Origin of the sequence: Polynucleobacter finlandensis (assembly GCF_018881755.1) — a bacterium.
GTDB lineage: Bacteria > Pseudomonadota > Gammaproteobacteria > Burkholderiales > Burkholderiaceae > Polynucleobacter > Polynucleobacter finlandensis.
Map to the genome: position 1 here is coordinate 32,674 of NZ_JACVPS010000017.1, position 12,002 is coordinate 44,675.

Here is a 12,002-nt window from a genome sequence, read left to right on the forward strand (position 1 = left end):
CCCCCTGTAAAGAGGTCATAAGGTAGATTATCTTCTATATGAGCACCCCAACAACAGCAAATTCAGACTTTTATACCCTCGATATTGGTGGGATGACCTGTGCCTCCTGCGTTGGGCGAGTTGAGAAGGCTTTGGGTAAGATTCCCGGCCTCGAAGCAGCAACCGTCAATTTAGCGACTGAGCAGGCCCGGATTAGACTAAAGAGCGGCTCTTTGACCACCATCGCAAATGTGATTGCCGCAGTGGAAAAAACTGGCTACGAGGCAAAACTTAGCGACTCCAAGGGTCCTCATTGCGAAAAACCACCGAAGTCTTTTTGGGCGGCAGATGGCCTGGCTCGAGTCATTCTGAGTTTTACCTTGTCTGCCCCACTCTTTTTGCCGATGTTTCTCATGCCATTTGGTATTCATTGGAGCCTTTCCCCGCTGTGGCAACTCGCCTTAGCAACACCAGTGCAATTCATTCTGGGGTGGCGCTTCTACAAAGCTGGCTTTAAATCACTCATGGCCGGTGTTGGCAATATGGATTTACTCGTTGCCCTAGGGACTAGCTCTGCTTATGGCTTAAGCGTCTATCTCATGCTGACTTCGGTTCACGCTCAGCATGAGCTGTATTTTGAAGGTGCGGCAGTCATTATTTGCATGGTCTTATTGGGCAAGTGGCTGGAGGCAAGAGCAAAACGTCAAACCAGTGAAGCAATTCGAGCGCTGCAAAAACTGTGGCCAGAGCATGCCAAGGTTTTAGATCCTGCGCTTGTCATTGATCGCAATACTGCATTAGATCAATATCGGGATCTCCCGCTAGATCAAGTTCTCGCAAAAGATCGTGTCCTAGTATTGCCAGGAGAAAGAATCCCTGTTGACGGCATCATTTTGATGGGCAATAGCCATGTAGATGAGTCTTTACTAACGGGTGAGAGCGAGCCCCTGAAGAAACAGGTGGGCTCCACAGTCATTGGTGGCGCACTGAACGGCGAAGGCGTCCTCATCATTGAGGCGCAAGCGGTTGGTGTAGAAAGCGTTCTCTCCAAGATCATTAACTTAGTAGAAGAAGCACAAACACAAAAAGCACCGATTCAAAAACTGGTTGACCAAGTCAGCGCCATCTTTGTACCTACAGTGATTGTGATTGCCATCATTACCGGTATTGCTAACTGGTTGTATTTAGATTCCGCATCGATTGCAATTTTGCGAGCTGTCTCTGTGCTAGTGATTGCTTGTCCATGTGCGCTCGGCCTGGCCACTCCTGCGGCCATCATGGCTGGGACTGGCGTAGCTGCGCGCTTTGGCATCTTGATTAAAGATCCACAAGTCTTGGAGCAAGCACACAGACTAAATATTGTCGCCTTTGATAAGACGGGCACTCTGACGATTGGTCACCCGAGACTGCTAGCGCTGATGCCTTTTGTAAGCTCACCTGAATCAGAAATCTTAGCTACTGCAGCAGGACTGCAATTGGGAAGTGAGCACCCCTTGGCCAAAGCCTTACTAGATGCAGCAAAAGAGCAGAATATTTCTCCAATTGCAAACTCTGAAAGTAAAGCCTTGCCAGGCATTGGAATTGCAGGCATTCCTAACTTTGGTCCGTGGGCGGACAAACGACTGTGTTTGCAAAGCATTGCTTCGCTTGATGCACATCCAGAGTACCAATCCATTCTTGCAAAAGCACAAGCCTGTTTTGATCTTGGGCAAACCGTTTCGGTATTGATGAATACAGAAGCACCAACAAGCCCCATTGCACTGCTCGCCTTTGGTGATGAGCTCAAACCCAATGCCAAAGCAGCGATTACAGCATTACATCAACTTGGGATTCGTACGGTCATGTTATCCGGCGATAACCAGGCTTCAGCAGCAAGGGTGGCGCAGTCTATCGGCATGGATGAGGTGTATGGACAAATCATGCCTGGCAATAAAGCGGAAATTATTCGGCAATTGCAAATGCCTGGTGATCATGCAAAGCGTCACTGGGTCGCCATGGTAGGTGATGGAGTAAATGATGCGCCAGCCTTAGCCTCAGCAGATGTTGGTATGGCAATGTCTACTGGCACAGATGTCGCAATGCAAGCGGCAGGCATTACTTTGATGCGGGGTGATCCCAGCTTAGTGGCTGATGCTATTGATATCTCAAAGAGAACGTGGAATAAGATTCGGCAAAACTTATTTTGGGCTTTTATATTTAATGCCACGGGCATTCCACTGGCGGCGCTAGGATATCTCTCGCCAATGCTTGCTGGCAGTGCTATGGCCTTGTCAAGCTTCTGCGTTCTGAGCAACGCCCTGCTATTAAAACGGTGGCGACCTGCTCATTGATCAGTGATTTTATTTCTGATTCTTCCGAATCAATTCAATATCGCCATAGAGTGCGCGCGTTTCTGACTTGGTGTTATCAGTATCAGTCAACAATGCAATCCCAATCACCTCTCCAGGATTCTCTCCATAAGCACGCTTGTAATCGGTAGCAAGATCTTGCTCATGCTTGCGCCAATCTCCTAGACCCTCCCAGCCAGAATCGACCACAATCATTTTGATACGTGATGTATGGGCGTTATCTAACACAGAATTCACGGGTGATTTACCGGACCAGATATACATGAGGGTTGCATAAGGCATCTCTTGCCCGCTAATTAAACTCGCCATCTCAAAGGTCATTTTTTCTTTGAGCGCTAACTTAGATTTATTACCATCAAATGCCACCAAGATACGCAGTGGCGCATCATCATGATAGCGTTCAGTGTTATCAGCCTCAGGGATGGGGGCGATCGCCTTCCACTCCCACTTTAGCCAGAGATTTTGAGCTTGCCGTGGTCTTAGCTTAATAGCCAGCCCGGAAGCAGATGTTTTGGAATTAGCACTCAGCACTGTTCTGCCCTGGTAATTTTCCAAGCGATAAACAGTATTCTTTTTATATGGGGCGATGCGATAAAAATGCCACCCCACTGGCATGCCGTCACGTGCAGTCTCAGCAGAAAATTTGGGCAGCTCTTCCTGCGCCGGCAATTGATCCAATGACAGCACTTGCCCGGACTCGTCTTGCACTGAATCCCGTGAGAGACCGGCACAAGCCGCTAAATTGAATGCCACTATCAATATCCAGCCATAAGCCCAAAAGCGAGTGGTGACGGCCTTATCGTTGAAAAATGGGTGTTTGCGACTCATCCTCATATTGTCCCAAAGAAATAGCTAAGTAAGTCTAAAATCGTTTTAGATCACACAATAAAGAGCTAGATGCGCTATCCACTACCCTCGCAATCGCCATCGACATGGGCAGCAATTTGCATCTTCATTGCTGCGCTGATTCATCTTGCGCTGGGTTTTTCAATTGGGTTTTCTGTCGATGAGGCGCATTACGCACTCTATGCCCAGCATTTGGCATGGAGCTATTTTGATCACCCACCTCTAGTAGGTTGGGTTCAGTGGCCGCTGGTAGCATTGACTTCCTCCGAAGGAATTATTCGACTCATCCCAGAATTACTCTGGATCCTTTCTTGCTACTTGGTTTATCAAGTGACGATTGAGCTTCATCACTTCATTCAGGGTCGCAATACTGGCTACCTCACCAGCGCACTCCCTTCCGCAAGCAACTGTGGTCTGTTCGCTGTTCTTGCTGTCATTGCAGCCCCACTACCGCATGTTTTGGCTATTGGCTTATTGCCAGATAGCCTCTTGTCACTATTTAGTCTTGGCTTGATGTTGATGGCTTTGCGCTGGCTAAGACAAGATCAATTCAGCCTAGGGGATTGGCTCATCATTGGAGCTCTTTTAGGCTTGTCTGGACTAAGTAAATACACAGGTGTCTTTGCTGCTTTTGCCCTGCTCTTAGTATTTTTCAGCTCCTTCAAAAAACCTTGGATTACTAAAGCAGGTTTCTGGCTAGCGGCATTCATTGCACTCCTCTTCATCACGCCTGTTCTGTATTGGAACTGGATAAACGACTGGATCTCCTTTAAATATCAAATCGCGCATGGTGGTGGCAGTACTTGGGCATGGCGCAGAGTCGCCGCATTTTTAGGTGTTCAAATTGCTTGTTTTGGCCCTCTTCTACTGCTTGGTGGATTTGTGTTTCTAAAGAACTGCTTTCATGGTGCCAAGCTATCTTTAACATCTTTGCTGAGCTTTTTCTTCATCCCATTTGCCATCTTTGCAGCTCTGTCGGGTGGCGGTGGATTGCCTCACTGGACAACGCCTGCTTGGTTTTGTCTCGCTCCCTTTGCTGGCATTGGTTTAGCAAAGGCATGGTCAATGCATCATCGCATTTTGATTCGCTTATTTTTAAGTATTCAAATTCTGCTGTGCTTACTTGGGTTTGGATTGGTCCTGGCTGGTGGCATTCCTTCAACTTCCATGAAATCCAATCCGATTGCAGATCTTTATGGCTGGGAAATCGCAGGTCAAAAAGCCTTACAGCTTGCGCAAGCAAATCAGGTGGATGGTATTGCCGTTCAAAACTGGACTCTAGGAAGTCGCGCAGCCTGGTATGCAAGTCCAATTCCTGTCTTCGTCCTAGATCAACGCCAAGATCAATTCGATCTCTGGTTTGGGCAACTACCTCCAGGCGCTAGCGTGCTGCTCATCAATTGGTCTGGAATGAGTTTTGCCAACCCCGCTGGAAACAAGCCAGGATTTGAGAAATGCGCGCCATTAGAGAGCATTGAAATCCAGCGTTTTGGACAGAATTTATCTAAATTTGACTTTAGTCTCTGCACTAATTGGCAAAACACCGCTTTACCGGAGTAATTTCAAGACCTTAGGTGCCCAAGGCATTATCCTTACGCCTATGAGTTCAATACCCCAAACCACCCCTAAAGCCACATCTGGGTGGAAAGCAATGCTTAAGCGTGCTTGGCCAACTATTCGCATTTTGCTATCCCTCGCTCTCCTCTGGAAAGCCACTAGCGGCATTGATTGGCACACCCTGCTCGATTCAGAAATCAAGATGCAGCCGAAATGGTTTTTAGCTGCTGGTCTTGCCATTACTTTGGCTTTTATTTGCGGCGGTCTACGCTGGGGCTTTCTAATGCGCAAAGTCGGATTTCAAGGCAGCGCGACAGACTACGTTGCACTCTACTTCGCAGGCGGATTAATTAATCAAGGTCTCCCCAGTACTCTCGGCGGTGATAGCTATCGCGCGATCACAGCAAGCCATTTAAATAGCGGCGGTAAATTTAGCGAGACTAAAGAGCTCGATGAAGAGTTGCATCACAAAGTTGATCTTGAACACGCACCTCCTAAATTGCGCCTCAGCTTTTCGATGGTGCTAGTAGATCGTTTATTGGGCTTGGCAGGCAATAACCTTCTGGGTGGCCTCGGACTCATTTTGGGTGGTGCCACTTTAGCCGCGTGGGGAACTGCTCTCGGCTACGGCGTCACTGCCATCATGATTTTTGCAGGCTTGGTGATTGCCTTTATTTTGGCTTGGACGCCAAGCCGCGATCTGCTCCAAAAAGGATTAGACCGACTGCAGATGAATCATGCTCTCCCAGGCATTAAGCTGGCGTTTTCCTGGCCAATGAATATTGCCCAAGCGAGTTTTGCAATCTTCATTCACTTCCTGACTATTCTTGCTTTAGGTTTTTGTTTAAAAGCCTATGGTGCCGATGCGCCCATCGAAGGGCTGATGATTGGTCTACCCGCCTTAAGCCTCTTATTGATGCTACCGATTAGCATCTCGGGCTGGGGACTACGTGAAGCAACGCTATCTTCAGTGTTAGCACTGTGGGGGGTTAATCCATCCCTGACGGTACTGGCCTCCATGAGCTATGGTGCACTGACAGTACTATGCGTACTTCCAGGTGCGTACTTTTTATTAAAACGAAAATAATATTTAAAGTGAAACTATGAGTATTAGTGTCAACACCATGCGCGCCATCGATCATTGGGTCGGTGTTCCGCTTTGCGCTGTAGCAACTCCGCTTGTCGCATTAATAGACGGTATTAAGAACGTCTTCTCTCGTGGACCAGAAACCCCACGCAAGCTCCTCTTTATTGAATTATCAGAAATGGGGAGTGCAATCCTCGTTGACCCAGCAATGCGAAATGCTCAAGCCCGTGGCGCAGAGTTATTTTTCCTCATCTTCAAAAGTAATCGTGCTAGCTTAACCCTATTGAACACAGTCAAGCCTGAGAATGTTTTTACGATTGATTCTTCTAGCTTAGGTGGCTTGATTAAAGATACTTTGCGTTTTTTAATGATCGCCCGCCGTCATCGTATTGACACTGTCATTGATCTAGAGCTGTTCTCACGCTTCACTGCTTTATTGACCGGTCTTTGTGGTGCACGTCGTCGCGTCGGTTATCACATCTTCCATGGCGAAGGTTTGTGGCGCGGTGCCATGCTGACTCGCAAGGTGCACTACAACCCACATATTCATATTACGAAGAACTTTCTCTCTTTGATTCATGCGGCATTCGCAAGCAAGATCGAAGTTCCCTTTAGCAAAATTCATATCTCTGACGCCGAAGTGAAATTAGAGCAAGCAGTGATTGATCCAGTAGTAATGGATAAGGTCCGTCAACGCATTGAAAAATTGGCAAGTGAAGCAGGTATTTTATTTACCCAGGGTAAAGAGCGCCTTATTCTGATTAATCCTAATGCGAGTGATTTATTGCCACAGCGCCGTTGGGCACAGCAACGCTTCTCTGAGCTCATTATTAGTGTTCATCAAAAGTATCCAAACGATCTTATTTTGATTACGGGCTCTCCTGCTGAATTTGAGTACGTTGAAAAAGTTCGCGCAGTCGCTAATGTTAAAAATGCAATTAACTTTGCTGGCCAAGTAAGCTTTGCTGAATTGCCCCCACTCTATACATTGTCAGATGTGATGGTTACAAACGACTCTGGCCCTGGACACTTCTCAGCTGTGACCCCACTTAGAACTGTTGTGCTCTTTGGCCCTGAAACGCCAGCTCTTTATGGCTCTGTTGGTAATTCGATTGCGATTACTGCAAATCTAGCCTGCTCACCTTGCGTTAGTGCTGCCAATCATCGCAAAACACCATGTCACGATAACGTTTGCATGCAAGCCATCACGGTTGCCCAAGTCCTCGAGAAGGTGTCGATTCAAATTCAGGGTGCTGATCAAGCAAAGAATCGCTAACTGGCATGAGCAATCAGAAACTCTCGCCAGTTGCATGGCTTCTTCCGCTTTTGCCAATAGTCTTGGCTTGCATCATTTATTTTGGAGGCCTGCAGACAAGCAGCTTCTTATTCATCAACAGCTTTACCCAAGGAGTTCCAGATATTGTTTGGGCCTTTCTCACCTATTTAGGTAATGGCTGGGGAGTATTTGCAATTGCTTTCCCTCTGCTTCTACTGGCCCCAAGATTATTAACGGCTGGTATTTTTGCTGGAGCTATTTCAGCAATTGCCAGCTCTGTTCTAAAACCCTTTTTTGATTTGCCTAGGCCTGCAGGTGTTTTGCCTGAGGGCAGCTTTCATCGCATCGGAGAACTCTTGCTCTCCAAGGCGTTTCCTTCAGGTCACACCCTTACTGCATTTGCTATTGCTAGCGCACTCTATTTCGCCTCAGCCAAAAGTAAACGTGGGTCGCTGCTTTGGCTCTTTATCCTTGCCTCATTGGTTGGACTGTCCCGTATTGCAGTTGGGGCACACTGGCTCACTGATGTTCTAGCTGGTGCTGGCGTAGGCCTCTGGTGCGGAATGGTTGGGGTTGCACTATCTGAATATATCCATGGTAGCCAGCTACTGCCAAATAAGATTTGGCCTCGCTTTATTGCTATTGGCGGACTCGTTACGATTTATGCGCTGTTGACCCAAACGATGGACCTAGAGTTAAACCAACCACTACAGTACGCCTCGGTTGCATTGATTGCAGCGACTCTGGTTTTGTTTATCAAAGCCCAAATGCCCAATGCCTCCTAAGTCACCATGTTGAGTTGCTATGTTTAGTTATCGCCATGCATTTCATGCGGGTAGTCATGCGGATATCCTCAAACATCTAACCATGATTCATCTGGCTGAATACCTCCAAGAAAAACCTGGTGCCCTCACAATTGTTGATACCCATGCTGGGGCTGGTATCTACAGCCTCATAGATGGCTTTGCCGCTGTTAGCAAAGAAGCAGATAGTGGTATTTTTCGGCTAATCAAATTTGCCGATGAATGCCAATCCTCTGGCAAGGGTGTTGGTGAAAGTATTCAGAATTATTTGGATTACGTTCGCGCTGAAAACTCTGAAGAGCAGATTACCATCTACCCAGGCTCCCCTTTTATCTTGGCGCGTCTCCTCAGACCGCAAGATCGCCTCAAGCTCTTTGAACTTCATCCCAAAGAGATTGATATCTTGCGTCATAACGTCCATCAGTTAAAACAAGCCAAACAAATTGATGTGTACGCTGAAGATAGCTTTGCAAGGCTCAAGGGCCTACTCCCTCCGCCAAGCAGAAGAGGTTTAGTATTAATCGATCCCTCGTACGAAGATAAGCAAGACTACCGCTATCTTGAAACGGCGATGGAAGAGGCTCTTCAGCGCTTTGCAACCGGTTGTTATGCTATTTGGTACCCGATTCTTTCCAGAAGAGAATCTGCTTCTTTGCCTGATCGCTTGAAAAAGATTGCCGCAAACCATAAACGCTCTTGGCTCCACACGGAATTACGGGTTGAGAATGCCCCTGGTGAGCGTCGCCTTCAGGCTAGCGGTATGTTTGTGATTAATCCGCCCTGGACGCTAGAAAAGAATCTGGTAGAAGCTTTACCAACACTGGTTAAAGCCTTAGGCCAAGGCAGTGGCGCTGAATATCTACTAAAGAGTTTTGAGGCTAAGCCCTAAGCTTACCGATCCCGTACTTCTATCATCACCTCGTTGCGCCTTAAAAAAGGCAAGGTCCAAGGTGGGTTGTAACGAGCAAAATTGGGTGGGCCTACAGCCTGCAAATTTTGAATCTGGATCCATCTTTCAAGTTCCGCAGTTTTTTCTTTTACTTTTTCTTCGCTATAAAAACCGGAAAACATGATCACTGCTTTTTTAGTGGCTGGAACTTCGCGCAATTGCACCCTTTCATCAAGGGGTTGCGGCAAGCTTGCAAGCGTATATTGCGAAGGCATAACAAATGAAACCGTTGAAAGGCTGTGATTCGATTCAATGCCGACGGGCGCCGTCATAGCAATAGTTGCGCTTTTTTCTTCCAAGCCAACCGGGGCAGTCATGGGGATCTTTTCTTCAATCCGATTTTTCCCAAAAATATACGCTGCGATTAATCGAAATCCTTGGCTAGAGGCTGAATCCATATCGCCATCTACCTTTACTTCCGCCAGTATTAAAGACTCATAAACCCTTAATTCAAAAGGGGGAGCATTTTCTATTACAAAATATTTTGGCTCTTCAATTGCCATGGCCGTACCTGTTAGTAGGAAAGCTATTGGGAGCAGAGACGCTCTGCAAATCGAACGCCAATGCACTATGCGCTTACCATTGCGACTGGAGGGCAAAACCTTGGGTGTTATGACTAAGGTTTGCATTAGCCCCAACCGGCAAGGTTAACTTCTCTGCTTGGTGGCCAAATGGTAGTCCCGTCAATATCGGAATATTGATTGGAAGCCTTGCGCGAATAGCGTCAATGGCACTCTCAAGCTGATAGCCCCGATCGTTATCGTAGAGGCGATACGCTGAAAATCCACCCAATACAACAGCGCTTTGACTGGCAAGAATTCCGGCATCCAATAACTGCATCAACATGCGCTCTATGCGATAGGGATGCTCATTCACATCCTCTAAAAATAAGATGCCGCCTTGGATTTGCTTGGAACTTGGCATATAAGGTGTGCCAACCAACCCAGCCAACACCGTTAAATTACCACCCCATAGCAAGCCAGAACTGGATCCAGACTCTGTTTTGCCAAGATAAGATTGAGTAGTGGTTACTTGGCAGTCTAACTTGCGCCCTTGAACGGCAGACTGGAAGTACTTCCACATCAGAGCATCTGGTGCAAGCGAATTGCCTTGGTCATCTTGACGACCAAAATCGTAATTGAGCATTGGGCCGGCCAAAGTAATGGCTCCAGTCTTTGCCAATAGCGCCAACTGAAATACTGTGAAATCACTATGTCCACAAATCTGCAAACCACCCTGAATTGCTTTAGCAATGCCATCCCATTCAATATCGGGTAACAGGCGATGAATGCCATATCCACCACGCATGACCATCACGAGATGATCGGAGGATAATTTTTGAAGTTGATTGATTTCAGCTAGGCGCTCTGCATCGGTCCCAGCAAAGCGTTGCTCAACCCTGCTCACACAATTTTCATTGTGAATAGCGATACCCTGTTTCTTCAGCCAATCAATACCAGCCAAAGGGCTGCGCATATCCAAGCTAGCCCCCGAAGGAGCAATGAGGTGAATAGACTTCAACGTCGCTCCCTAAAAAAATCTCTCAGTAATTGACCGCACTCTTCCTGCATGATGCCACCTTCAGATACCGTCTGGTGATTGATCTGCTTCATAGAGAATAAATCTAACACACTCCCTGCAGCACCCGTTTTAGGATCTGCTGCGCCAAAAACAACGCGCTCAATCCTAGCATGCAGGATGGCGCCAGCACACATGGCACAGGGCTCCAAAGTAACGTACAGGGTTGTTCCGGGTAGCCGATAGTTTTGCTCTTCGCTTGCAGCACCCCTCAGGGCTAACATTTCAGCATGGGCACTAGGATCATGACTAGCAATAGGCTTGTTAAAAGATCGAGAAATCACCTGCCCATCGCGAACTAACACTGCTCCGACAGGAACTTCACCAGCGAGAGCAGCTAACTTAGCCTGCTCTAGAGCTTCCTGCATAAACTGACGATCAAGCTCGGCTTGCATGATTTATGGGTGAGTAACGTCTGCCCAACAATTGGGGGTTTCATATAGGCGGATGGATGACAGTGTTAACTGGCCGCTAAATGCTTTCTCAAATACAGGCTGCAAAATTAGAAAGGCTGCATTGGCAAGGTTTTCAACTGTTGGCACATGCTCCATCACAACAGTCTTATGATCTGGCAAGCTCTCTAAAAATGTAACCAGCCCTGCATCTTCTTTAGCTACCAAGAATGCATGATCCCAAGGTTCAACTACATACTGATTTGCTAGGCGCTTAATGTCTCCAAAATCCAGGACCATGCCATCATCCGCTTTACCTGGGTGATCTGCAATTTGCCCCTTCAAAGTAATCTCAATAGCGTAACGATGCCCATGTAGATGTTTACATTGGCCACCATGATTTGGGATGCGATGGCCAGAGTCGAACTCAAGACGGCGAGTAATCGAGATAGCAGGTTGTTTAGTAGTCATTTGTAATTCTTTCAATTGCACTGCAGTGTCTAGCGAATGCCGATGAGCTTATGAGTCTGAAGACTCAATCGCCACAATGGATGCTTTTGACATAAACGGACTGCTGATTCAATATTGTCCTTCAGGTTAGGACCATCCATTGGTTGCAAAAATCGATTGCGATAATCCATCTTCTCAAAACGATCCATTAGCGCAGGAAGATTGTCATGAGCGGCCTGTGGAATAACGAGTTTTAACTCGTCAGCCTGAAATACAATCAGCTCAGATCCAGCCTTAGGACTCACGCAAACCCAATCAATGCCCTTGGGTACTTTAATAGTGCCATTGGTCTCAATGGCAACTTCAAAACCTTTGTGATGTAAGGCTGTAATTAATGCCTCATCTAATTGCAATAGAGGCTCGCCACCAGTAAAAACAACATAACGTTTATGCGGGCCTGCTGAAGTGCTTCTCCATGCCGCTTCAATAGCCTCAGCTAGTGCCAGTGCTGTCTCGAATTTTCCACCACCATCACCATCGCTGCCCACAAAGTCTGTGTCGCAAAATTGACAGATAGCAGTAGCACGGTCTTCCTCGCGACCACTCCATAGATTACAGCCTGCAAAACGACAAAAGATGGCGGAACGACCTGCGTGAGCGCCCTCACCCTGAAGGGTTGGAAAAAGTTCTTTAACGGTATACATAGAGATGCACTGATTTTAAGCGCTAGGCTTACT

General features: G+C 47.1%; 12 protein-coding genes. 6 read left to right on the plus strand and 6 right to left on the minus strand.

Annotation, left to right across the window (positions count from 1 at the left end; translation table 11 throughout):
- Positions 1 to 38 precede the first annotated feature (38 nt).
- Entirely contained in the window at positions 39 to 2,309 is a 2,271-nt protein-coding gene (locus ICN49_RS10650; RefSeq protein WP_216168051.1) for a heavy metal translocating P-type ATPase, read from the plus strand.
- A gap of 9 nt (positions 2,310 to 2,318) precedes the next feature.
- On the opposite strand, the gene ICN49_RS10655 is transcribed toward ICN49_RS10650, so the two are convergent.
- Positions 2,319 to 3,155, minus strand: a complete 837-nt coding sequence (locus tag ICN49_RS10655; RefSeq protein WP_216168052.1) for a DUF3047 domain-containing protein — start codon at positions 3,153 to 3,155, stop codon at positions 2,319 to 2,321.
- A 69-nt stretch (positions 3,156 to 3,224) separates the two neighbouring features.
- On the opposite strand from ICN49_RS10655, the gene ICN49_RS10660 reads away from it, so the two are divergent.
- Genes ICN49_RS10660 through ICN49_RS10680 form a run of 5 tightly spaced genes read left to right on the plus strand, consistent with a single transcriptional unit; the run spans position 3,225 to position 8,785 of the window.
- Positions 3,225 to 4,733, plus strand: a complete 1,509-nt coding sequence (locus ICN49_RS10660; RefSeq protein WP_216168053.1) for a glycosyltransferase family 39 protein — start codon at positions 3,225 to 3,227, stop codon at positions 4,731 to 4,733.
- Positions 4,734 to 4,773: 40 nt separating this feature from the next.
- Positions 4,774 to 5,817 carry a lysylphosphatidylglycerol synthase transmembrane domain-containing protein gene (locus ICN49_RS10665; RefSeq protein ID WP_216168054.1) on the plus strand — a complete coding sequence of 348 codons (1,044 nt, stop codon included), beginning with the start codon at positions 4,774 to 4,776 and terminating at the stop codon, positions 5,815 to 5,817.
- 16 nt (positions 5,818 to 5,833) lie between these two features.
- Entirely contained in the window at positions 5,834 to 7,093 is a 1,260-nt protein-coding gene (locus tag ICN49_RS10670) for a glycosyltransferase family 9 protein (RefSeq protein ID WP_216168055.1), read from the plus strand.
- 5 nt (positions 7,094 to 7,098) lie between these two features.
- Positions 7,099 to 7,878 (plus strand): phosphatase PAP2 family protein, encoded by a 780-nt coding sequence (locus ICN49_RS10675; RefSeq protein ID WP_216168056.1) that lies wholly within the window; start codon positions 7,099 to 7,101, stop codon positions 7,876 to 7,878.
- Positions 7,879 to 7,897: 19 nt separating this feature from the next.
- Positions 7,898 to 8,785 (plus strand): 23S rRNA (adenine(2030)-N(6))-methyltransferase RlmJ, encoded by an 888-nt coding sequence (locus ICN49_RS10680; RefSeq protein ID WP_216168057.1) that lies wholly within the window; start codon positions 7,898 to 7,900, stop codon positions 8,783 to 8,785.
- Positions 8,786 to 8,787: 2 nt separating this feature from the next.
- On the opposite strand, the gene ICN49_RS10685 is transcribed toward ICN49_RS10680, so the two are convergent.
- From ICN49_RS10685 to queE, 5 genes are all read right to left on the minus strand, one after another.
- Positions 8,788 to 9,348: an SOUL family heme-binding protein gene (locus ICN49_RS10685; protein WP_216168058.1), complete on the minus strand. Its 561-nt coding sequence runs from the start codon at positions 9,346 to 9,348 to the stop codon at positions 8,788 to 8,790.
- A gap of 73 nt (positions 9,349 to 9,421) precedes the next feature.
- On the minus strand, positions 9,422 to 10,366 hold the full coding sequence (locus tag ICN49_RS10690) for an LD-carboxypeptidase (RefSeq protein WP_216168059.1): 945 nt from the start codon (positions 10,364 to 10,366) through the stop codon (positions 9,422 to 9,424).
- The gene (gene tadA, locus ICN49_RS10695) at positions 10,363 to 10,818 is read right to left on the minus strand and encodes a tRNA adenosine(34) deaminase TadA (RefSeq protein WP_216168060.1); all 456 of its coding nucleotides are present in this window, start codon (positions 10,816 to 10,818) and stop codon (positions 10,363 to 10,365) included. Before tadA ends, ICN49_RS10690 begins: the two co-directional genes overlap by 4 nt.
- 3 nt (positions 10,819 to 10,821) lie before the next feature.
- The gene (gene queD, locus ICN49_RS10700) at positions 10,822 to 11,286 is read right to left on the minus strand and encodes a 6-carboxytetrahydropterin synthase QueD (protein ID WP_216168061.1); all 465 of its coding nucleotides are present in this window, start codon (positions 11,284 to 11,286) and stop codon (positions 10,822 to 10,824) included.
- 29 nt (positions 11,287 to 11,315) lie between these two features.
- Entirely contained in the window at positions 11,316 to 11,969 is a 654-nt protein-coding gene (queE, locus tag ICN49_RS10705; RefSeq protein WP_216168062.1) for a 7-carboxy-7-deazaguanine synthase, read from the minus strand.
- Positions 11,970 to 12,002: the final 33 nt, after the last annotated feature.

Bases quoted from the DNA above. Each gene is read 5' to 3' on its own strand.
- ICN49_RS10650 (WP_216168051.1), top strand. From the start codon at position 39: ATGAGCACCCCAACAACAGCAAATTCAGACTTTTATACCCTCGATATT.
- ICN49_RS10655 (WP_216168052.1), bottom strand. From the start codon at position 3,155: ATGAGTCGCAAACACCCATTTTTCAACGATAAGGCCGTCACCACTCGC.
- ICN49_RS10660 (WP_216168053.1), top strand. From the start codon at position 3,225: ATGCGCTATCCACTACCCTCGCAATCGCCATCGACATGGGCAGCAATT.
- ICN49_RS10665 (WP_216168054.1), top strand. From the start codon at position 4,774: ATGAGTTCAATACCCCAAACCACCCCTAAAGCCACATCTGGGTGGAAA.
- ICN49_RS10670 (WP_216168055.1), top strand. From the start codon at position 5,834: ATGAGTATTAGTGTCAACACCATGCGCGCCATCGATCATTGGGTCGGT.
- ICN49_RS10675 (WP_216168056.1), top strand. From the start codon at position 7,099: ATGAGCAATCAGAAACTCTCGCCAGTTGCATGGCTTCTTCCGCTTTTG.
- ICN49_RS10680 (WP_216168057.1), top strand. From the start codon at position 7,898: ATGTTTAGTTATCGCCATGCATTTCATGCGGGTAGTCATGCGGATATC.
- ICN49_RS10685 (WP_216168058.1), bottom strand. From the start codon at position 9,348: ATGGCAATTGAAGAGCCAAAATATTTTGTAATAGAAAATGCTCCCCCT.
- tadA (WP_216168060.1), bottom strand. From the start codon at position 10,818: ATGCAAGCCGAGCTTGATCGTCAGTTTATGCAGGAAGCTCTAGAGCAG.
- queD (WP_216168061.1), bottom strand. From the start codon at position 11,286: ATGACTACTAAACAACCTGCTATCTCGATTACTCGCCGTCTTGAGTTC.
- queE (WP_216168062.1), bottom strand. From the start codon at position 11,969: ATGTATACCGTTAAAGAACTTTTTCCAACCCTTCAGGGTGAGGGCGCT.